Origin of the sequence: Halorussus aquaticus (assembly GCF_024218795.1) — an archaeon.
Lineage (GTDB): Archaea > Halobacteriota > Halobacteria > Halobacteriales > Haladaptataceae > Halorussus > Halorussus aquaticus.
Genome location: NZ_CP100401.1, coordinates 62,992 through 83,755, shown reverse-complemented (window position 1 = coordinate 83,755; position 20,764 = coordinate 62,992). Strand labels below are relative to the sequence as shown.

The 20,764-nt window shown below is 66.3% G+C and carries 23 protein-coding genes; 10 read left to right on the top strand and 13 right to left on the bottom strand.

The annotated features are described in order from the left end of the window. The first annotated feature begins 72 nt into the window (after nucleotides 1-72). The gene (locus NGM06_RS18855; RefSeq protein ID WP_254270315.1) at nucleotides 73-258 is read left to right on the top strand and encodes a glucodextranase DOMON-like domain-containing protein; all 186 of its coding nucleotides are present in this window, start codon (nucleotides 73-75) and stop codon (nucleotides 256-258) included. A 73-nt stretch (nucleotides 259-331) separates the two neighbouring features. Beyond that, complete coding sequence (locus NGM06_RS18850) at nucleotides 332-943, top strand: thioredoxin family protein (protein ID WP_254270314.1); 612 nt, start codon at nucleotides 332-334, stop codon at nucleotides 941-943. Nucleotides 944-994: 51 nt separating this feature from the next. Here NGM06_RS18850 and NGM06_RS18845 read toward each other — a convergent pair whose 3' ends face one another. Together NGM06_RS18845 and NGM06_RS18840 are read right to left on the bottom strand one after the other, a co-directional pair. Continuing rightward, nucleotides 995-2,182 (bottom strand): cation:proton antiporter, encoded by a 1,188-nt coding sequence (locus NGM06_RS18845; RefSeq protein WP_254270313.1) that lies wholly within the window; start codon nucleotides 2,180-2,182, stop codon nucleotides 995-997. Next, a complete protein-coding gene (locus NGM06_RS18840; protein WP_254270312.1) occupies nucleotides 2,182-2,661 on the bottom strand; it encodes a cation:proton antiporter regulatory subunit in 480 nt (159 codons plus the stop codon). The genes NGM06_RS18845 and NGM06_RS18840 overlap by 1 nt, the downstream gene beginning before the upstream one ends. A gap of 108 nt (nucleotides 2,662-2,769) precedes the next feature. On the opposite strand from NGM06_RS18840, the gene NGM06_RS18835 reads away from it, so the two are divergent. After that, complete coding sequence (locus NGM06_RS18835; protein ID WP_254270311.1) at nucleotides 2,770-4,323, top strand: HTTM domain-containing protein; 1,554 nt, start codon at nucleotides 2,770-2,772, stop codon at nucleotides 4,321-4,323. A 231-nt stretch (nucleotides 4,324-4,554) separates the two neighbouring features. On the opposite strand, the gene NGM06_RS18830 is transcribed toward NGM06_RS18835, so the two are convergent. Then, on the bottom strand, nucleotides 4,555-5,106 hold the full coding sequence (locus NGM06_RS18830) for an NUDIX hydrolase (RefSeq protein ID WP_254270310.1): 552 nt from the start codon (nucleotides 5,104-5,106) through the stop codon (nucleotides 4,555-4,557). Between the two features lie 364 nt (nucleotides 5,107-5,470). Between NGM06_RS18830 and NGM06_RS18825 the strand changes: the two genes are divergently transcribed. Beyond that, nucleotides 5,471-6,781, top strand: coding sequence for an oxidoreductase (locus NGM06_RS18825; RefSeq protein ID WP_254270309.1), 1,311 nt, complete (start codon nucleotides 5,471-5,473; stop codon nucleotides 6,779-6,781). Nucleotides 6,782-6,820: 39 nt separating this feature from the next. Further along, on the top strand, nucleotides 6,821-7,060 hold the full coding sequence (locus NGM06_RS18820; protein WP_254270308.1) for a CDGSH iron-sulfur domain-containing protein: 240 nt from the start codon (nucleotides 6,821-6,823) through the stop codon (nucleotides 7,058-7,060). An 18-nt stretch (nucleotides 7,061-7,078) separates the two neighbouring features. Here NGM06_RS18820 and NGM06_RS18815 read toward each other — a convergent pair whose 3' ends face one another. The 5 genes from NGM06_RS18815 to NGM06_RS18795 all read right to left on the bottom strand — a co-directional run bounded on the left by NGM06_RS18815 (nucleotide 7,079) and on the right by NGM06_RS18795 (nucleotide 13,536). Further along, nucleotides 7,079-8,365, bottom strand: coding sequence for a threonine synthase (locus tag NGM06_RS18815; protein WP_254270307.1), 1,287 nt, complete (start codon nucleotides 8,363-8,365; stop codon nucleotides 7,079-7,081). Continuing rightward, nucleotides 8,362-9,138: an HpcH/HpaI aldolase family protein gene (locus tag NGM06_RS18810; protein WP_254270306.1), complete on the bottom strand. Its 777-nt coding sequence runs from the start codon at nucleotides 9,136-9,138 to the stop codon at nucleotides 8,362-8,364. Before NGM06_RS18810 ends, NGM06_RS18815 begins: the two co-directional genes overlap by 4 nt. 314 nt (nucleotides 9,139-9,452) lie before the next feature. Continuing rightward, entirely contained in the window at nucleotides 9,453-9,731 is a 279-nt protein-coding gene (locus NGM06_RS18805; RefSeq protein WP_254270305.1) for a DUF7521 family protein, read from the bottom strand. Between the two features lie 184 nt (nucleotides 9,732-9,915). Continuing rightward, nucleotides 9,916-12,894, bottom strand: a complete 2,979-nt coding sequence (locus tag NGM06_RS18800) for an FAD-binding and (Fe-S)-binding domain-containing protein (protein WP_254270304.1) — start codon at nucleotides 12,892-12,894, stop codon at nucleotides 9,916-9,918. A 390-nt stretch (nucleotides 12,895-13,284) separates the two neighbouring features. Then, nucleotides 13,285-13,536 (bottom strand): hypothetical protein, encoded by a 252-nt coding sequence (locus NGM06_RS18795; RefSeq protein ID WP_254270303.1) that lies wholly within the window; start codon nucleotides 13,534-13,536, stop codon nucleotides 13,285-13,287. Nucleotides 13,537-13,818: 282 nt separating this feature from the next. On the opposite strand from NGM06_RS18795, the gene NGM06_RS18790 reads away from it, so the two are divergent. Further along, nucleotides 13,819-14,553, top strand: a complete 735-nt coding sequence (locus tag NGM06_RS18790; protein ID WP_254270302.1) for a minichromosome maintenance protein MCM — start codon at nucleotides 13,819-13,821, stop codon at nucleotides 14,551-14,553. Between the two features lie 103 nt (nucleotides 14,554-14,656). After that, the gene (locus tag NGM06_RS18785) at nucleotides 14,657-14,950 is read left to right on the top strand and encodes a PadR family transcriptional regulator (protein WP_248652524.1); all 294 of its coding nucleotides are present in this window, start codon (nucleotides 14,657-14,659) and stop codon (nucleotides 14,948-14,950) included. A gap of 84 nt (nucleotides 14,951-15,034) precedes the next feature. Here NGM06_RS18785 and NGM06_RS18780 read toward each other — a convergent pair whose 3' ends face one another. The 4 genes from NGM06_RS18780 to NGM06_RS18765 all read right to left on the bottom strand — a co-directional run bounded on the left by NGM06_RS18780 (nucleotide 15,035) and on the right by NGM06_RS18765 (nucleotide 17,959). Further along, entirely contained in the window at nucleotides 15,035-15,703 is a 669-nt protein-coding gene (locus NGM06_RS18780) for a hypothetical protein (protein ID WP_254270301.1), read from the bottom strand. 129 nt (nucleotides 15,704-15,832) lie between these two features. Then, nucleotides 15,833-16,222, bottom strand: a complete 390-nt coding sequence (locus NGM06_RS18775) for a hypothetical protein (protein WP_254270300.1) — start codon at nucleotides 16,220-16,222, stop codon at nucleotides 15,833-15,835. Nucleotides 16,223-16,679: 457 nt separating this feature from the next. Further along, nucleotides 16,680-17,072, bottom strand: coding sequence for a DUF8115 family protein (locus NGM06_RS18770; RefSeq protein ID WP_254270299.1), 393 nt, complete (start codon nucleotides 17,070-17,072; stop codon nucleotides 16,680-16,682). Beyond that, complete coding sequence (locus NGM06_RS18765; protein WP_254270298.1) at nucleotides 17,069-17,959, bottom strand: ParA family protein; 891 nt, start codon at nucleotides 17,957-17,959, stop codon at nucleotides 17,069-17,071. Before NGM06_RS18765 ends, NGM06_RS18770 begins: the two co-directional genes overlap by 4 nt. A 183-nt stretch (nucleotides 17,960-18,142) precedes the next feature. Between NGM06_RS18765 and NGM06_RS18760 the strand changes: the two genes are divergently transcribed. Next, nucleotides 18,143-18,619 (top strand): DUF456 domain-containing protein, encoded by a 477-nt coding sequence (locus NGM06_RS18760; protein WP_254270297.1) that lies wholly within the window; start codon nucleotides 18,143-18,145, stop codon nucleotides 18,617-18,619. 33 nt (nucleotides 18,620-18,652) lie between these two features. Then, a complete protein-coding gene (locus tag NGM06_RS18755) occupies nucleotides 18,653-19,195 on the top strand; it encodes a DUF192 domain-containing protein (RefSeq protein WP_254270296.1) in 543 nt (180 codons plus the stop codon). Between the two features lie 367 nt (nucleotides 19,196-19,562). On the opposite strand, the gene NGM06_RS18750 is transcribed toward NGM06_RS18755, so the two are convergent. Then, complete coding sequence (locus NGM06_RS18750; protein ID WP_254270295.1) at nucleotides 19,563-20,126, bottom strand: response regulator transcription factor; 564 nt, start codon at nucleotides 20,124-20,126, stop codon at nucleotides 19,563-19,565. A 422-nt stretch (nucleotides 20,127-20,548) separates the two neighbouring features. Between NGM06_RS18750 and NGM06_RS18745 the strand changes: the two genes are divergently transcribed. After that, nucleotides 20,549-20,752: a hypothetical protein gene (locus tag NGM06_RS18745; RefSeq protein WP_379793615.1), complete on the top strand. Its 204-nt coding sequence runs from the start codon at nucleotides 20,549-20,551 to the stop codon at nucleotides 20,750-20,752. Nucleotides 20,753-20,764 lie beyond the last annotated feature (12 nt).

The following is a 20,764-nucleotide window of genomic DNA, read 5'->3' as shown; positions in this document are numbered from 1 at the left end:
TCCTGCAGTCGCGGTTCAGTTTTCACCCATTCGGTGATAAGAAGGAAGTAGTAATACATCGTTGCTATTTGCGTGCGAGAACACGACGCGATTTCGAAGGAGTCGCGGCGAGACGTACTGAGGGCGGTCGGCGGCGGGCGCGACGATGACGCGAACCCGAACGTCGTGGACCTCGTGACGCCCGACGGCGTGAGCCAGTCCGAGGCGCTCTCGTACCCGGCGACCGAACAGGCGACGATTCCGTACCTGTCGCTGTAGGAGAGGACCGACCGGCGAGTGCCGAGGTTCGGCGACCGAACCTATTTTTTCCGACCCCGACCAACGGATGCGCATGGTGATGAAAGAGTCCGAGGAGAAGTTGCAACGCGGCGAACCGGTCCCCGATTTCGAACTGAAGGGCACCGACGGCGAGACCTACTCGCTCGCAGACTTCGCCGACTACGACGCCGTCCTGCTGGTGTTCACCTGTAACCACTGTCCGTACGCGCAGGCCAAGTTCGACCTGCTGAACGACGTGGCCGCCGAGTACGACGACGCCGCTGTCGTCGGCGTCAATCCGAACGACGAGGAGGAGTACCCGGACGACTCCTACGAGGCGATGGTCGAACGCGTCGAGGACGGGACGATTCGGTACGACGCTTACCTCCGCGACGACACCCAGTCGGTCGCCGAGGCCTACGGCGCGGTCTGCACGCCCGACCCCTTCCTCCTGCGAAATAGCGAGGCGCAACGCGCCTCGAATAGTCGAGCGGGGGAGCCGCGAGACAACGAGGGGAGCGGGGAGTTCACGCTGGCGTACCACGGCCGACTCGACGACGCGCCGAACCCCGACGACGAACCCACCGAAATCTACGTTCGGGACGCCATCGACGCGGTGCTGGCGGGCGAGGAAGTGGAGTTGGAGTTCGTGCCCTCGCGGGGTTGCTCCATCAAGTGGAAGTGAGTTCGTCGTCCGGTCCGCGAGGTGCTTCGGCCGCGCGTCCTCCGTCCGCATTCACTCCCCGCCGCGGAACGCCGTCAGCGAGTCGGCGTACTGCATCGCCACCGTCCCGAGGATGCTCATGACGAGGACGTAGGCCACCGTGAACGACGTGAGTTCGTCGGTTCTCGGGACGGTCGCTCCGCCCGCGACCGCCAGCGAGGCGATGACCAGCGAGAACTCGCCGCGGGGGACCAGTCCGACGCCGACTCGGAGCGACCGGCGTCGGTTCAGGCCGTAGAACCGACCGCCGAGGAGACCGCTGGCGAGTTTCGAGACCCCGGTCGCCACCACCGCGACCGCGAGGAGTAGACCCACGTCGAGAAACGTCGTCACGTCGGTCGTCAGGCCGATGGTGAAGAAGAACACCGCGGCGAACAGGTCGCGAGTCGGGCCGACCACCGCTTCGAGGCGCTCGGCGTGGTCCGTCCGACCGAACGCGATACCGACGAAGAAGGCGGCGACGGCCTCGCTGACGCCGATAGCGAGCGCTTCGCCCGCCACCAGCGTAGTGATGCCCACCGCGAAGAGCAGGAAGAGTTCGTCGGCCTCGACCGAGAGCAGTCGGTCGACGTAGGGCGTGCCGTAGACCGCGGCGACCGCGAGTGCGAGCAGGAACGCGGCGGCGGTCGCGACCGACGAGAGGACCGCGGCGACTCCGCCGCCCCCGAGCGCGACTGCCGACAGGATGGCGAGGACGACGGCGATGAGGAGGTCCTCGAAGACGAGCGTGCCAAGAATCACGTCGCTCTCGGGGTCGGCTATCCACCCGCGCTCGACCAGCGACTTCGTCACCACCGCGCTGGAAGAGATGTAGACGATGCTGGCGAAGAAGAGGGCTGTGAGCAGCGGGAACCCGAACAGCGCGGCCAGCGCCGCGCCGACGCCGAAGTTGACCGCGAAGTCCGCCGCGCCCACGCCGAGCAGTCTGGTCGGTCGCGCCAGCAAGCGGTCGGGACTGAACTCCAGTCCGAGGAAGAACAGGAGGAAGACGACGCCGAGGTCCGCGCCGACGTCGAGCACCTGCGAGTGCGAGACGAGCGTCAGGTCCAGCGGACCGAGTGACCGGGGTTCGTTCGGTCCGACGACGATGCCCGTGAGGATGTACGCCGGGATGACCGACTGGTCGACCCGCGCCGCGAGGGCACCCGCGACCGCGAGGGCGGTGAACGCGATGCCCAGTTCAACGAGGGCCTCTGCCATCAGTTCGCCACGAGGTCCGCCAGCGTCCCGTGTTCGGCGCGAGTACCGAGTGCGACCACCACGTCACCCGCGTCTAACTCGAAGTTCGCTTCCGGGTTGGCGAACGTCTCTCCGTCGCGCTGGACCGCGAGGATTGACGTGCCGGTGCGTCGACGGATTCCGCAGTCGCTCAGCGACTGGCCGACGAGCGGCGAGTCCGGTCCCACGTCGTGCCACTCGATTATCTCGTCGCCGACCGGGACCTGCACGCGCTCTAAATCGAGCGGTTGGAAGTACGCGCCCTCCAGCAAGGTGCCGAACTCCCGCGCCTGCTTGTCGGTGAGTTCGAAGAGTTTCTCGCTGTCGGCCTCGGCCGAGCGCCGCCGGAACACCTCGCGCTTGCCGTCGTGGTGGATGAGGACTACGAGACGGTCGTCGCCGTCCATCTCGTACTCGAACTTCCGACCGACGCCGGGCACGTCCGTCTCGTAGACGGTCATGGCGCTCGATACGCCGTCTCGGAACTTAAGCCCGGTCACCAGTCGGAGCTGATGCGGTCGCGCTCGCTTCGATACGTTTACAGGACGGACCTGATAAGCCGCTACATCATGGACGTTCGCGCCCTCCGCAGGACGCTCCGGGACCGCGCCGGGAGCGCGCTCGCCCGCCGGTTCGGCGTGGACCCGCGCGCGCTGGCCGCCCTCCGAGTCTCGCTCGGCGTTCTCCTGCTCACCGACCTGTTGCTCCGGTCACGGGACCTCGTCGCGTTCTACACCGACGCCGGAGTCCTGCCGCGGTCGGTCCTCCGCGAACACGTCGGCGGTATCGCCGCGCTCTCGCTCCACGCCCTCTCCGGGTCGGCGTGGGTGCAGGGCCTGCTGTTCGTCCTCGCCGGTGCGGCCGCCGCGGCGCTACTGGTGGGCTACCGAACCACCCTCGCGACGGCAGTCTCGTTCGTCCTGCTGGTGTCGCTCCACGCCCGGAACCCGGTCCTGCTCAACGGCGGCGACTCGCTGCTCCGACGCCTGCTGTTCTGGGGCGCGTTCCTGCCGCTGGGCCGCCGGTGGTCGGTGGACGCGTTGCGGGCCGAGCGAGAGCGGGAATGCGACCCGGCGAGCGACGGGACCGACCGAGTCGCCAATCTGGCGTCCGCTGCGCTGCTGGTGCAGGTCGTGCTGGTCTACGCCACGAACGCGGTGTACAAGCTCCGGGGCGACCTGTGGGTGAGCGGCGAGGCGATTCTGTACGTGTTTCGGCTCGACCAGTTAACGACGGGACTCGGCGAGGTGCTCGCCAACTATCCGACGGTTCTCCGGGCCTTCGACAGGGTGTGGCTCGGCCTGCTGGTCACCTCCGTCGGCCTCCTGTTGTTGACGGGGTGGACGAGGGCCGCGTTCGCCGCGCTGTTCGCCGGGATGCACCTCGGGATGGCGCTGACGATGCGAATCACCGTCTTCCCCCTCATCTCCGTCGCGGGCCTCCTTCCCTTCCTGCCCGGCGCGTTCTGGGACGCCGCGACGGCGAAGGTCCGCGAGTCCCGCCCCGGGGAGCGGTTCGACGCCGCCGACTGGTCGCGGCGCGTCGAGCGACTGCTCCCGGAGGCGCGGTTCGGGGCAGTCGGTGCGGTCAGGACCGTCGGCGCGGTCCCCGCGGGCGTCGCGCGGTGGGCGCGCCGTATCCGACCGCCGGTCGTGGGGTGTCTGCTCGCGCTGGTCCTCGTCTGGAACGCGGCCGCGCTGGGCTACGTCGCGCTGCCCGAGGACGTGAGTTCGACGGTGGACCCCGAGGAGTACCGCTGGGACATGTTCGCGCCCGAACCCCGGACGACCGACGGGTGGTACGTGGTGCCCGGCGAACTGGCGTCGGGCGAGCGAGTGGACGTGTTCCACCGGCGAGCGGTCAGGTGGGACCCGCCGCCGGACGTGGCGCGGAGCTACCGCAACGTCAGGTGGTTCAAGTACATGATGGACCTCCGGGCGAGCGCGTACGCCCCGCTCCGTCCACAGTTCGCCGACTACCTCTGCCAGCGGTGGAACGCGACCCACGAGGACGGCGTGCGACGACTCGAACTCTACTACGTCGAACAGCCGGTTCGACTCGACGGGCCGGACCCGACTAGACGGGTGAAACTCCACAGTCACACCTGTTCCGGGCCAGCGTGAGTTCGCGAGGGTTTCGAATGCGGCGCCTCGTCGCCCGACGGGACTCGTAGCGTAACCCTGTAGACCGTTTTCGATTTCGAAAACGCAAACGTTTGCGGATACGAAAACGGGATGGGTTTCGAAGACGGTCTCGGTGTGAGCGCGCTCACGGTCCAGCAGACTGGCGACGCGAGACGCGAGAGCGCCCGTTCTGGGTCGAGCAGTACCGACGGTCACGCCGAGTGCCGACGGTCAGTCCACGAACAGTCGAATGTCGTCTTCCACGAGACCCGACCCCTCGGGCGTGTTCTCGGGAACCGCGTCGAACCAGTCGGCGTCCCAGTGCTCGTTCTCGTCGTGACTGGGGTCGGCGGTGTCGGGGTCGCCCGCGACCGAAGCGCGGAAGACGACGCCGTAGGTCGTGGCGTGCGGTTCGTCCTCGCCCTCGACGAAGTGGTCTATCTCCCTGACGACCTCTACGCCGTCGAGTTCGAAGGGGAGGTCGGTCGTTATCTCGACAGTCCCGCGGGCGACCGCGGCCCAGTCCTCGCCCGGTTCGACGCCGCAGTGCGGGAGCATGGCGACGGACTCCTCTTTGTGGACTGCGAGCAGGACGTCGCCCGCGTCGTTGGTCAGGCCGACCACGGCCCGTCCGGCGGCGTCTGTGTTACAGTGGTCCCGGTCGTCGTGCACGGCCTCTTCGCTGGTGAACGGAACGTCGGCCCGGTCGCGCAAGCGTTCCGGGTCGGTGAGCGAGTCGGCGGGCGATACGTCGTCGGTGGTTTCCGTAGATGTCTCTGTCATGGGGTGCGTTCGGTGTCGGCGTCGCGTCGCGCGACGGTCCGGCGCGCAGTCGCGCCACGCGTCGCTGGTCGGGTCGGTTAGCGTACAGTTCGTCGTCGAGAGCGTCCGATCGTCAGATATTCGAGCGCCGGAGACGTATCTACGCGCAACTGATAGAAAAAAGCAGCGATTTTATTCCGTCTGTACTCTCTATGTAATATTTCGTTGCGGGAGGTAATAAGTGTTTCGCTCTACACAGAAGTAGAGTTCTTAGAGACGGGAAAATCATCCTCAAAGGAAGAGATTCACGTGTCTTCACGGAATCGACACTCACAGTACGGCGACCCAACACTTTACCCGAAACCCGTCGAAGAGAGACGAGAGCGTGCCCGAACTCGAAGCGCCCCTCGAAATCGGGGGTCTCGAACTCCCGAACAGACTGTATCGCGCGCCCCTCCTCGAATGCGCTGGTGACGGACCGGACGCCCCCGAGACGCTCGCTGGCGAACTCGAACCCGCCGCGGCGGCCGGGGCCGGACTCGTCTTTCAGGGGGCGGCCCCCGTCCGCGAGACGGGCGGCCGGGTCGCGCCGTCGATGACGCCGCTCGCGGACCCGGAGTTCACACGGACTCTGTCGTCGCTCACCGACGCGATTCACGACCACGGCGGGCGCATCTTCGCCCAGTTGGACCACGGCGGTCTCCGGACGATGGAGACGTGGCACGCCGAGTACCGCCGGGCCAACCCCGGACTGACCCAACTCGCGGTGTCGGAGCCGCCGTGGCCGCTCCGTCTCGCCGACCGACTCGGCTTCCTGACGTTCGACGCGCGCGTCCTCTCGACCGAGGAGGTGTACGAACTCGCCGCGGACTTCGGTCGGTGCGCCGCCAACGCCGCCGACGCGGGCTACGACGGCGTCCACCTCGCCGGGGCGAACATGGGCATCCTCCAGCAGTTCCTCTCGCCGTTCTACAACCGCCGGGACGACGAGTTCGCCGACGGCATGCGCTTCTTCGAGGTGGTCCACGACGAGATTCGGGAGCGAGCGGGCGACGTTCCGCTGGTGACGAAGGTGCCCGCCGAAACCGCTGTCCCGCCGTTCGTCCGGCGACACCTCACCGAGGACGACGCCGTCGAAATCTGTGCGCGCCTCGACCGCATCGGCTACGACGCGCTGGTTCCGGTCCGGTGTTCGACGTTCTGGGACATGAGCATCGTCCGCGGACGATTTCCGGAGCGAGCGTGGCGCGACGAGCAGTTCCGGGAGGGGTACGTCGCGGCGTTCGGAAACAGGTGGAAGGCCGCGCTGGTCGCGGCCGTGAATCGCGTCGAGGCGGTCGCGTACGGCTTCGAACCGGGGTGGAACGCCGACCTCGCCCGGCGCGTCCGCGAGCGGACGTCCGTCCCGGTCCTGCTGGAGGGCGGGATTCGGAGCTGCGAGCAGATTGACGACTTGCTCGGAAGCGACGACTCCGGGCCGGTCTGCGACGCGGTCGGGATGGGTCGCCCGTTCTACGCCGAACCGCGGCTTCCCGCTCGCCTCCTCGATTCGGCCGACGACGCCGAAGCCGTCTGCGACAACTGCAACAACTGCACCGTCCCGCAGGTCACCGGGGCGAACGGAGTCTGCCGGACGCCGGAGGTGTTGGCCGAGCGCGGGCGACTGGAGCGCGAGGGGGTTTACGAACGAGACTGACGGACCAAGGATAAGGAAGCCCGGGCGCTACCGTCGGACATGGCCCGCGAGATTTCCCACGATGCGACCGGCCCGCTCAAACTGGACGAGAGCGACTTGGACGACGAGAAAGGCGACGTCGCCGTCTGCCTCTGCGGTCTGTCGGAGGAGTACCCCTTCTGCGACGGGTCGCATCGAGTCACCGAGGACGAGGAGGACGGCGTCCGCTACAAGTACGAGAACGACGACCCGGACGGCGAGCGCCGCGAAATCGAGTCCTTCGTCTTCGCCGAGGAGTGATTCCTCGACGGCTATTCGTCAACCGGTGAGCGCCCGCAGGCGCTCCGACAGGTCGTCGAGTGCGACGGTGTCTGGCTTCGCGCCGTCGGCGTCGAGTTCGCGGAACCCGGTCCCCGTCAGCACCGCGACCACGTCGTCGTCCGGCGCGAGTTCCCCGCGCTCGGAGAGTCGCCGAACCCCGGCCAGCGTCGTCGCGGAGGCCGGTTCGACGCAGAACCCCGCGTCGGCCGCGAGGTCGGCCTTCGCGTCCAGAATCTCGCCGTCCGGAACCGAGAGGACCGCCCCGCCGGTCTCGAGGGCGGCCGCGAGCGCCCGCGTCCCGCTCGGCGGGTCGGCGTTGGCGATGGAGTAGGCGACGGTGTCCTCGGCGTCGCTGGTGGCGGTCACCTCGTCCGCGCCCCGGCGGTAGGCCGCCGCGATGGGGTCGCAGGCCGCGGCCTGTACGAGGTAGAGTCGGGGCAGGTCGGCCTCGGCGAGCAGGCCCGCGGCCCGCAGTTCGCGGAGTGCCTTCCACGTCGCGCTGGCGTGACCGCCACTGCTCACCGGGAGGACGATAGCGTCCGGCGCGGGGGTACTCGCGCCCGTCTGTCTGGACGCAGACGCCTCCGACGCGAACGCCTCGCAGAGTTCCAGCGCCGCGGTCTTCTGCCCGGCCACGCGGAGGGGCGTGTCGGAGTTGACGAACTCGACCGGCGCGTCGGCGTCGAGGGCGTCGTAGTAGAGTCGGCCGTAATCGCCCGCCATCCGGAGAACCGCGGGGTCGTACTGGGCGATGGCCGCGAGTCGCTCGCCCGAGATGTCGTCGGGGACCAGCACGAGAGCGTCCGGGCCGTCGGGGCCGGTTCCGGCGGCGTTGGCGGCCACGCTGATAGCCATGTTGCCGTGCGAGACGGTGCCGACCCACTCGCGTCCCGCCGCGCTGGCCCACGCCGCGCCGACGGCGCTCCCGCGGTCCTTGAAACTGCCCGTCGGATTCTCGCTCTCGTCTTTCAGGTGGAGTCGGCAGCCTTCGTCGAGGTCCGGGACTCGGACGAGCGGGGTCGCACCAGCGGCCGCGGCGACGCCTCCGGGATGTCCGACCGGCAGGAGGTCGGCGTAGCGCCAGACCCCCGGACCGACTTCGCCGCGCTGGCCCGACCGCTCGGAGTCGGGCCACTCGAATCCTACGGCCGCCCCGTCGGTGTCGAACCAGAGCGGTTCGCCGCACTCGCAGCGCTTGCGGTCGGGGAACGACGCGGTCCGGCCACACCGGTAGCAGGTCAGGTCGGGCGACTCGGACGGCGCGTCGGTCGGGTCGCCAGTCATCGCATCGCGTCGTCGTAGGCGCTGTGAGCGCGCTCGGCCCCGCTGGCGAGGTAGCCCGCGTCGGTGCCGACTATCTGGTAGTCGTAGCCGTAGTCGCTCCAACGCCGAATCTCGTCCTCGGAGGTGGCAAGGGTTCCGACCGGCGTCTCCGACTCGTGGGCGCGGTCGAGGACGGACTCGACGGTCTCGCGGAACGCCTCGGAGTCGTACTCGCCGAACACGCCCAGCGACCCCGAGAGGTCGGTGGGACCGACGAGCAGGGCGTCCACGCCCTCGACCGCGGCGATGTCGGCGGCGTTCTCGGCCGCGCGCTCGGTCTCGACCTGCACGACGGTCACGATGTGGTCGCCGCCGGACGCGACCTGCTCGGCGAGGTCCCGACCGTAGTCGTTGGCGCGCGACCCGGCGATTCCCCGGACGCCCTCCGGCGGGTAGCGGGTGGCTTCGACCGCTTCGCGGGCCTCCGCCGCGGTCTCGACCATCGGAACGAGGACGCCGGAAACGCCGGTGTCCAACAACCGCTTGATTCGCACGGGGTCGTTCCACGCGGCGCGAGCGAGAGCGGCCGTGGTCCCGTCGCCCGCGGCCTCCACGGCCCGGACGGTGTCGGCCACGGTTTCGATGTCGGTCGGTGCGTGTTCGGTGTCCACGACCGCGAAATCGGCGTCGCGGGCACAGACCTCCGCGACAGCGGGGTGGCCGATGGAGAGCCAGTGGCCGACTACGGGGTCGCCGTCGCGGAGTCGTCGCTTGAAGTCCGGGGCGTCTGTCATGGGGGAACCGTCGGCGTCGCGCGGCAAGTAGGTTTCCGAGGCGGCAGAACGGCCGGGCCGGTGAGGAGTCCGAGGCTGTCGCGGTGCTATGCGGGAGGGGTGCAGTGCAGTCGCTGTACTCATCGGTTCAAGCAGTAGCTAGCTTCTTTTCGAGAGCCACCATCCACGTACCACCTACAGCCTCCGCCTTCGTACTCTACCTATAGTTTCCATCCTCCCACTCCACCCACAGCCTCCACCTTCAACCCAACATCACGATAGAATGAGAGCGCGAACACGCCAACAGCCACCACACAGGGAGAAGCCGAACCGAGTTACTGCGTCCGAACGCTCGACACGATGAAGATGTACCCGACCGTCGTGACGGCGTAGTTGACCGTCAGCAGGAGGCGACTTCGAGTGAAGTCTGTCAGGAACGCGCTGAAGGTGGTGGCCACCGCCGCGGCCACGACGAGCGAGAAGCCGATAGAGAGCAACAGCATCGCTCGGTTCTCCGTTTCGATGTACGCGCGTGCCGCCATCGCGACCAGCGTCAGGCCCGCGATTACGAGGGTCACGCTGAGAACGACGTAGGCGATTTCCATCGGTTGCATTTCGCTACTTGGAGGCGTTTCACGGTCCAGAGGTTTAAACCTATCCGGTGATTCCCAGTGGGGATAATTGGCAGCGTGCGGGTACGTAGCGAATCACCGTCGGCGTCGGAGCGAACCGTGAGGCGGTCCGACTACCGCTCGGTCGGCGAGTGCTACGACCACGACTCGGTCCGCGAAGTCGCCGTCAGCGCCACGGGAGCGCCGCGGCCAACGCCTCGACGGGGTGGGTCGGGCGCTCGGCGTCGAGTTGGGACCGGCACGACGCACCCGGCGCGACCACCTCGTCGGCGTCGGCCTCCGAAATCCGGTCGCGCAGTTCGTCGGCGATGGCCTGCGAGAGGTCGTAGTGTTCGGCGTGGTAGCCGAAGCTCCCGGCCATGCCGCAACAGCCAGAGTCGAGCGCGGCCACGTCGTAGCCCGCCCGGTCGAGGACCGTGGCGGCGTGGTCGGCGGTGCCCAGCGCCTTCTGGTTGCAGTGGCCGTGGTAGGCGAGTCGGTCGGCGGGCGCGTCGAACTCGATCGCCTCGTCGCGGCCGGTCCGGTCGAGGTACTCGCAGACGCCGTAGGCGTTCTCGGCGAGCGCCGCGGCCCCCTCGGCGTCGGGGAGCAGGTCCAGATACTCGTCTTGCACCATCGCGGCGTCGGAGGGTTCGGGGTAGACGACCGACCAGCCATCGCGGACCTGCGGGGCCAACCGGGCGACGTTCGACTCGGCGCGCTGGCGCGCCACGTCGAGGAACCCCTCGGAGTAGGCCGGGCGGCCGCTCGGGTCGGCGTCGGGGACGCGAACGTGGACGCCCGCGGCTTCGAGGACCTGCACCGCGGCCCGACCGGTCCGGGGGTAGACGTAGTTGGTGTAGGTGTCCGGGACGAGCAGGACCCTGTCGTCGGCGTGCGACTCCGGAATCCGGGGACCGCCGCGGGACTCGAACCACGCCTCGAACGACTGGTCGGCGAACGCCGGAACGTCTCGCTCACGGGCGACGCCCAGCGCCTTCTCGGCGACGAGACCCGTCCCCGGCAGGTCGGCCAGCCAGTTCGAGACGGGCGCGAGCGCCGACCCGACCGCCGCCAGTCGGTCCACCTCGGCGAAGAGTCGCTCGCGCAGGCCCGCGCCCTCCGCCTCGTGGTACCGGTGTTTGACCTCGGCTTTGAGTTTGGCGAGGTCCACGCCGGTCGGGCAGTCGCTCTGGCAGCCCTTACAGCCGAGACAGAGGTCCAGCACCTCCTTCTGGAACCGCTCGGTGTGCATCTCCTCGGGCGGGAGTTCGCCGGAGATGGCGGCCCGGAGCATGTTGGCCCGACCGCGGGTGGTCGCCATCTCCTCGTCCATCCCCCGGTAAGAGGGACACATCACGTCGGAGTCGGTCTGTCGGCAGGTGCCACACCCGTTGCAGAGTTCCACGAGGTGCGAGAACCCGCCCTCCTCGGAGAAGTCCTGTTCGGTCGCGGGTTCGAGCGACGAGTAGGCCGGGCCGTACCGCAGGTTCTCGCGCATGTCGGTGGGCGACTCCTCCTCGAAGACGACCTTCCCGGGGTTCATCCGCCAGTCGGGGTCGAACGCGGTCTTGAGTTCCCTGAAGGCGTCCCACAGGTCCGGGCCGTACATCTTGGGATTGAACTGCGTGCGGGCCAGTCCGTCGCCGTGTTCGCCCGAGAACGACCCGTGGTGGTCGAGGACGAGCGAGGTCACGTCCTCGGCGATGGACCGCATCTTCTCGACGCCCGCCTCGGACTTGAGGTTCAGCACCGGCCGGACGTGGAGGGTGCCGCTTCCGGCGTGGGCGAAGTAGGCCGCCGAGGTGTCGTGGGCCTCCAGCACGCCCTCGAACCCCTGCACGTACTCGGCCAGTTCCTCGGGCGGCACCGAGGCGTCCTCGATGAAGGGGTAGGGCTTGGGGTCGCCCTCCATACTCATCAGCAGGGGGATGGCGGCCTTCCGGAGTTTCCACAGGTCCGCCTGCGACTCGTCGTCGTAGGCCTCCAGCACGTCGAAGGCGTCGCCCTCGCGGACGAACGCCGCGTTGGTCTCGGCGACGGCGTCGGTCAGGTCGTCGTGGACCTCCGAGTCGAACTCCAACATCAGCGCGGCCGCGGCGTCGTCCGGGATGGGGTCGGCGTACTCCGCGTACTCGACCGACTCGCGGGCCAGTCGGAACACCTCGTCGTCCATGAGTTCGACCGCGCTCGGGTCGTAGTCGAGCGCGACGGGGACCGCCTCCATCGCCGACAGCAGGTCCTCGAAGCAGTAGAGCGCCAGCGCCGTCTCGTCGGGTTTCGAGACCAGCGAGAGGGTCGCCTCGGTGACGACGCCCAGCGTCCCCTCCGCGCCGACGAACAGCTTGGCCAGATTTACGCATTCGTTTCCGTTTGCGTTTTCGTAAACGCATTCGTGGAGGTTGTAGCCAGACACCGACCGCTTGAGGTCAGGGTATCGCTCGGCTATCTCCTCGGCGTTCCCCTCCACGATGGCGCGGACCGTGCGGTAGACCTCCGCCTCTCGGTCGTCCTTCGAGACGATTCGCTCGTATTTGGGACCGTCGAGTTCGACCTCCCGGGCGCGAATCCGGCTTCCGTCGGCGAGGACCGCCTCGACCGCCTCGACGTAGGCGTCGGTGATGCCGTACCGGACCGAGTGCGCGCCAGTCGAGTTGTTCCCGATGCCGCCGCCGACCGTCGCGCGGTTCGACGACGCCGGGTCGGGCGCGAACTTCAGGTCGTCCTCCGCGAGACGCGAATCGAGGTCGTCCTGCACGACGCCGGGTTGGACCGTCGCGCGCTGGGCCTTTGGGTCCACGTCCAGAATCGCGTCCATGTGGCGCGTGAAGTCGAGGACGACGCACCCCGGACCGACGGCCTGTCCGGCCAGCGACGACCCAGCGCCCCGGGGCAGAACCGGCGCGTCGTGGTCGGCCGCGACCTCCGTGGCGGCCTGCGCGTCGGCGGCGTCGGTCGGGAAGACGACGCCCGCGGGCCGCGCTTCGTAGATGCTCCCGTCGGTCGCGTACAGAATCTGGGTGTACTCGTCGAACCGGACCTCGCCCTCGCACGCCCGGCGGAGGGCGGCCGCCAAGTCGGCGTGGGCGGGGTCGTCGGGCGCGTCGATACCGACCGATTCGCGGTAGCTCTCGACGTCGAGACCGTCGGCGGGCGGAGACGACATGATAGGTAATGACACCCGAGAGGTGATAAATTGAGGGTGCAGTTCCGGGCCGGGGTCTGAGACGTTCAGAAAGCGGAGTCAGTCGAGGCGTGTTCGTGGAGTTCCGCGGGGTGGACACGGACCCCCGGTCGAAAATGCGCATTACGGATGGCCCTCGTCGGGCGGTTGACGAATTCAGGGTCGGCACGGACGGTTTCCGTCGAGTCCGTTGGACACCGGAGCGCAACTGGTTCCGAGAGGTCGGCCGTATATGTTTCCGTAAACGTTTACGCAAACAGGAAACGAGGGTACGGTTCCGTCGTACAGGCCACACTGGATACGAAACGCGGATTCGAGAGGGGCGAGGTGCGCTCGAAACTGCGAATTCAATCTCCAACAGTACATGCGGATTCAATAGAGAGATGGAGAAGTTGCATCCGAACTCTCACCTCTCATCACGTTGATTCCCCCGACGGCCAAAATCAGGCCACAGACGGCGGAGATGAGCGTGAAAATAGCGGTGAGATTCTCCGGGAAACCACCGGGACCGTAACTGGCCACTACGAGTTGTGTCCGTCCGGTTACGACGAGTCCTACTGGGGCGACACCGAGCAAAACCATCGCTACCCCGAGAATGATGTCTCCGATTCGTCCGCGGTCCATGAGCGAGCATAATGACTGCCTGTCAGTTGACCCTTTCCCCGTTTCACCACTATCTTCTCCGTCTATTCGTGACGCACAAGTTGGGCTACTCGCGACTGTAAACGATACAATAGGCAAAGAATGCAAGCGTAGAGGGTAACGAGAGGAGTAGTAGAAACGGCCCCCGAGACGACGACGCCCCCGCCGACGCCGGACGGCACGACGACCACAGGACGACGCTAAGTCGGGCGAGCGACCGGCAGGAGGTGTGTAACAAAGACCGACGCGCCGGAACGGTCGTCCATGGCAGTGCGAAACGGCGACCTGACCGAGAAGTGGTGCGAGTACGTCTACCGCGACCGCGACGAGTCGGTGCGCCGGTTCGTCGAGAACTACCCCGACGAGCGCGCGCTGTCGGTCAGTTGCGACCGGTTCGGTCACGACTACCGGTTCCTGCGGCCGCTGCTGTCGAACCCCGACGAGGCACTGCGAGCGGGGAAGGCCGCGCTCTCTCGGTTCCTCTCCGGGGAGTCCGACCGGGACCTCCGCGACGTCTACCTGCGAATCAGCGACCTCCCCGCGGAGAGCGAGGTGGCGCTCTCGGACCTCCGCGCGACCCACCTCAACGGCCTTCACACGATGCGGGGCATCGTCGGCGAGACGGGGCCGCTCCGCCCGAAGGTAGTCCGCGCGGGGTTCCGGTGCGCGAAGTGCGAGGCGGTCACGCGCCACGTCGCCCAGTCGGGCCGGGAGTTCCGGACGAACGCCAAGTGTCCGCGGTGCAGTTCGGTCGGGTACCTCTCGTTCGCGCCGGAAGCGAGCGAGTACGTCGATGCCCAAGAGGTGACGGTTCGGGACCCGGCGGGCGGCGACGGACTTCCGGTCCTGCTCGAACACCACCTGACGGGGAGAGTGTCGGAGGGAGACGAAGTGCGGATAGTTGGCATCCCTCGTGCGAGTCGGGCCGACGACTCGGCGGTGGCCGACACGTGGGTCGAATCGGTGAGTATGGAATGCTTAACGGGGACAGACCCGTAGCGTCGGTCGGTTTTGCCATCTTCCGACCGTGACAGTTCCGGGGGTTTCGAAACGGCCATCATCCTTTTCCCGATAGGTAGGTTCCAATCCAAAAGGGGAGACGATGTACGACCTGACAGGCTTTCAGAGAGACTTGCTGTACGTCATCGCGGGGTTGGACGAACCGCACGGTCTCGCTATCAAGGACGAACTCGAATCGTACTACGAGAAAGAGATTCACCACGGCCGACTCTACCCGAACCTCGACACGCTCGTCGACAAGGGATTCGTGGAGAAGGGCCAACGCGACCGCCGGACGAACTACTACACCCTGACCCGCCGCGGCACCCGCGAAATCGAGGCCCGCCGCGAGTGGGAGACCCAGTACGTGGACCTGCCGCAGGAAGCGACCGCGTAATCGACGTTCGGACCGTAACTACGGATCAGAAAGAGAGGCGAGACGGGCGAAGTCGAGGCGACCGAACCCGGAACGACCGCGAACTCAGGGATGGGACGGAGCGAGCGTCGCACCGACGACCGCCGCATCGAGCGACTGCACCCACCGGAGGACGGGGGAATCGGGTCCGACGACGTACTCGTCGCCGGACTCTTCGAGGACGCCGAGGTCCACTAACTTCTCGACGTGAAGCCAGACCCGCTTGCGCGAGACGCCCGTGAGCAGGTGGACGTCTTCCTGCGTGAGCGACTGGTCGGGGTCGGCCTCCAACAGCGCGTCGAGCATGAGTCGCACCGATTCGAGTCGCGCGAGGTACGCCAACCCGTCTTCGTCGTCGGGCGCGCCGGTGGTCTCGACGGCGGCCGAGAGTTCTCGCGCCGCGTGGTAGACGATAGCGTGTTCGTTGACGCGGTAGGCACCGTCGTCGGCGACCAGCACGCCGAGCGAGATGAGCGCGTCGATGGCTTCCGCGACCTCCGACTCTGAGAGGTCCGAACGCGAGGCGAGGTCGTCCTCGCCGTAACGGGCGTCCGGGTCGGCGTCGAGCAACGCCCCGAGAAGCGACCGGACCGACTGTTCGCCCGTCAGCCACAGCCACCCGCTCGGGTAGGCGCGCCGGGCCTGCGCGGGGTCGGCGTCCTCGGCGAACTCCCACATCTCGGATGCGGTGTCGCTCGTGCGCAATTCGGCGTCGTCGGTCGTTGGGAGGTTCATTACGTCTGGGGTGTCCCGGGGACGGTAAAAAGCTACCGCGGTCGTCGGGGCGAGGCGAAGGTCTGCGAGCGAAAGTCGGGGTCACCGGACCACGACGTATCGGTTCGGCGCGAAGTCGAAGGCAGGGAGTCAGTCGGGGCGAGTCGTCTCGCAGGCGACGCTCCACCGACACTCGCCGAACTCCCGAAGTCGGGAGTACATCCCCCGGAGGGCCTCTTCCGCCGTCTCCGGCAGGACGTGGAACTCCACGCTCCCGTAGCGAATCACGATGCGGAAGGCGGTCGAGTGGCGTTCGTCGTGGACCAGATACACCGGTGCGGGGAGTTCGAACCAGTCGCCGTAGGTGTAGCGGTCGCCGTCCAGAACGCTCTCGACGAGCGCGGCTAACTCCCGTTCGGGACGCTCCGGCTCGGGCGAGAGACGGAAGACGGTTCCCCCCTCGTACTCCACGCCCCCGTCGCGCGGGTAGACGCGCTCGGGGCGGCGCGGGATGTCGAACGTCGGTGCGTCGTCGGTCACGGACGATAGTACATCGTCATCACTTATCAATCTCTACGTCGCGTGTCAGAATCCAACGTCGTTCGCGGGAAGTGGACGCTTACGTTTGCGCAACCGTTTGCGATTTCGTTTACGGTTGCGTTTCCGTCCGTCGCACCATCGAGACTGGCGCGCTTCGGAGGCGAGTCCTGCTGACCTCCCAGTCACACCCCGTTTGCGCAGACGTTTACGTACACGTTACCGTGGTCGGACGCGACGAACACCGGGCCCGAAGCACGAGTTAGGACTCAGAACTGAATCGAAATGCAGACGCAGATAGGAGAGCGGCGGACATGAACCCGTTTTTGTTTACGTAAACGATAACGGAAACGATATCGCAAACGATCTCGTAAAGAGTGAGCGAATCCGGCGACGCGGCCGTAAACGTACGCGGAAACGCAATCGGAAACGATTTCGAAAACGACTACGAAGTAGTCCGTCAGAAGTTGCGCCGGGCGTACTCACCGGACGCGTCGGCGAGCAGATCCAGATACTCCGGGGCCGCTTCTCGGAGACCCAGACGGACCGCGAGTCGGACGACTTCGCTCCGGTCGAGCGCGTCGCGGTCCACGTCCCGTCCCAGCGCGCTCTGGAGGGAGGTGCCGACCGCTTCGAGGTCCTGTTCGCGTTCTGCCAGCGTCGTCAGGAGCGCGGTCACCGACTCGTCGCGTGCCGCGAACGTCTTGGCCTGTTCGCCCGAGTCGATGGCCGCGAGCGCGTCGACGAGGTCCTCCACCAAATCGTCGCTCTCGTCCTCGCCCGTCGCCGGTTCCGCGAGACGGTCGGTGCGTTGGGTCTGCTGGCGGAGTTCTTCGAGGTCGGGGTCGCTCACGCCGTCTCACCTCCCGTGGTCGCGGCCGGTTCCGCGTTCTCCAACCGTTCGGACAGCGTCGCGGCAGTTTCGAGGAATGCTTCGCGTGCGCGCGCGGCAGTCGTCGATGGTTCTTCGAGCGCGAACGCGGTCCGGCCCGACTCGGCGGCGTTCCGGATGTCCTGACTCACCGGGACGTGCGACGACACGAACGCGTCGGGGTAGGCCTCCTCGAAGGCGTCGAGGTACTCCTCGGCGAGTTTCGTCCGGGTGTCGACCTTGTTCGGGAGGACCATGGCGAGTCGCACGTCCACGCCGAAGTTGGCACCGATCTTGTCGAGGTCGGCACGGAGCGCCTCGGCCTGTTCGGACTCGAACGGTCCCATCTCGACCGGCGCGATGACGTTCCGAGCCGCCCAGAGACCGTTGTAACTGACGTTGTTCGTCAGGCCCGGCAGGTCGATGAGGATGGCGTCGTAGCCCAGCGGTTCGATGTACTCGTCCAAGAACGTGTCGAGTCGCGAGTAGCGGTCGTGGGCGTCGTCGATGTTACCCAGTTCGGCGTCAAGGCTGTCGAGACCGGGATGGGCGGGAATCAGGTCCACGCCCTCGTCGGTGTCGAGGATGAGTCCTTCGACCGCGGCGTCGCCCAACTTCTCGGCGATGGCGCTCCACTGGTCCTGGAAGACCGTGGAGATGTTGGGCCAGTCGTCGTCCTCGGCGATCTGGCGCTCGACGGTCTCCCATCGTCCGAAGTGCTTCACGAGGTCGCCCTGCTTGCCCGCGAGGTCGATGAGCAACACGTCGTTGCCCTGTTCGGCGAGCGCCACGCCGAGGTGGGCCGCGGTGGTCGTCTTGCCCGTACCGCCCTTGTCGAGGAAGGTACAGGCTCGAATGGAGCGAGGCATAATTTGCGTTTGCGCAAACGCAAACGACCTATTTAATCCTTCGTCAGACACGTGTGCAGGAAATAACATTTACGATTGCGTATCCGGTACCGTTTCTAGAAACGTTTGCGTTTGCGTAAACGGCGTTAGGAGTCGCCGCCGAAGCCGGAATCGCTAACGGGTACGAAACCGAAACCGAGTCGTATGGACCCGTTCGTCCTCGTGGCGCTGGGTATCTTGTTCGCTGGCGTCGTCGGGAGCGTGGTACCGCTCGTCCCCGGCGCAGGCCTCTCGCTGGTCGGAATCTACCTCTACTGGTGGTCCACCGGCTACGCCGAACCGGGTCCGTGGGCGTTGCTCGCGTTCACGGTGGTCGGAGTCGCCGCTATCGTCGCCGACCAGTTCGGCGGGGCGCTCGCCGCGAGCGCCGGTGGTGCCTCGACGAAGACGGTGGTCGTAGCGACCATAGTCAGCGTTCCGCTCCTGTTCGTCGCCGGGCCAGTGGGACTCGTCCTCGGCGTCGCGGGTGTCGTGTTCGTCGCGGAACTCTATCGAACCCGAAGCGCCGAGCAGGGTACCCGCGCGGCCGTCTTCGCCGCTGTCGGGGTCCTCGGGTCGGCGCTCGTACAGTTGGTCGTCACGCTCTCGTTGCTCGTCGCCTTCTTGTTCGTGGCGTTCTAACCTTTTTATCCCAGCACGGAGTAGTCGTGTGGCATGAAGTCGTACGCCGCGCTTCTGGTGGGGGCGATGGTCCTGCTCGCTGGCTGTGCGGGCGGAATGAGTGGGGCCATCACGGGTAACGCCGACCGCGAAGGGTCCTCGACGACACCGCCGACGACCACCGACGTGGAACGCGTCGTCAACGCGACGTTCGTGGTGGAGGACGGAGAAAACGTCAACGTAAGCCTGCGAGTCGCCAACGAACCCGAAGAGCGTCAGTCGGGACTCATGCACCGCGAGTCGCTGGCCAACAACAGTGGCATGGTGTTCGTCTACGAGGACGCCCAGCAGGTGTCGTTCTGGATGAAGAACACCCTGATTCCGCTGGACATGATCTTCGTCGCGCCGAACGGAACGGTGTTGAACGTCCAACACGCCAGTCCACAGCCGAACGCGTCTACGGACGAGTTAGAGAGATACCCCAGCGACGGGCAGACGAAGTACGTCGTCGAACTCCCGCGAGGGTTCGCGAACCGGACCGGCGTGGGACCGGGGACCAAACTCGTGTTCAACGGGACGCCGCCGACCGTAGAGTGAGTGAGTCGGAATTCATCGGAACACAAAGCATATATACGATGAGTGAGACCGAAAGAATACCTCGGGTAGGGGTACACGAGGTACATTCTTTCGACGCAATCAGGTAGTTACTGTCGGGTTCGTAGACCGTAATCGTTTACGTTAACGTTTACGCTTACGGATACGATTCCGTTAGCGTTTCTGTGAGTCGCTGGTTTTCCGGGAGGAAACCCCGTTCGACAGCGACACCACTCGACGACGTGATGATTCGACACCTTCGACCTGTCGGAACCGACGCGAAGTTACACGAGACCTCGCGGGAGACTCCGCCGTCCGGTTTAAAGACGCTACTCCGCAGTCAAACACCGGGACGACGGTATTGGGCGTCTCAGAGGTCCTGAAACGCCCCGACGAAGTCGTCGTGGTCGTCAAGTTGGTCGCGAGAATCGTCCACTTCGGTCCGTAGCGACTCGATTTCGGACTCCAGTTCGGCGTACTCGTCGTTGGATTCGAGCGCCTCGGCGTCCTTCTCGGATTCGAGGACTGCTCGTTTGGAGACCAGCGAGAAGTACCGCTGTAGCTTCGCGCCGTAATCGACGCGGGTCAACATCTTTTCGACGGTTTCGTGGAGGTCGTCTTTCGAGACGGGTTTGACCAGATAGTCGTCGAACCCCATCTCCAAGATGTCGAAATCCGGTTTGACCGCGGTCACCATGACGACGCGGCAGTTGAGTTCGCGGCTTCGAATCTCCGCGAGGACCTCGTCGCCAGATTGGCCCGGCATCCGGCGGTCGAGGAGGACGACGTCGACGGATTCGTCGAGCACGTCCAGCGCCGTATCGCCCTCGTAGGCACTCCGCACGCGATAGTCGTTCTCTAACCACATCGCGTAGAGGTCGGCAACGTCTTGCTCGTCGTCCACGACGAGAACAGTCGATTGATCGGGGGACATGGTCGTGTCAGGCGCGACTCGAACGGCCTCTGGTTACTGACTGAATGATGCGACAATATAGACTTATATCTTGTGGTTATCGAATCGAAACAGTCCGAATCCCCCGTAACAGATTGGGGCTTCCTAGCCGCTCCGTCCGTTATTTGAGTCGAAAACGGGATGCGCTGTTCGCGGCCGACGACCCGTCGGACGACGTTCCTAACGAGTCGTCCAACTGGAGAGATTGGCGGTCGTGAATCAGTCACCGAACATTTCTTCACCGCTTCGACCGCAACAACTAAACCGATTCGGTCTGTACACCCAGATGGATATGTCGAAACCCAGTGATCGCTTTTGCCACGGGCAGTGAACCGGAGACGACCCCGGAACAACGATTCGAGCGACTCCTAGAACTCCCGCCGAGTGCGAAACTCGTCTACAGAGTGTTAGAGCAGGAAGAGGGTCCGTTGACCCAAGGACAGATTCGGCGGCACGCGCTCCTCCCGGCGAGGACGACCCGCGACGCGCTGACGAAACTCGAAGACGACGGACTCGTCGAAGAGGAGATGTACGTCCCCGACGCGCGAAAACGCTTGTACCTGCCGCGGCCCGTCTCGGTCCCCGAAGACGCGGAACTGACCGCGTAGGTTCCGCAGGGG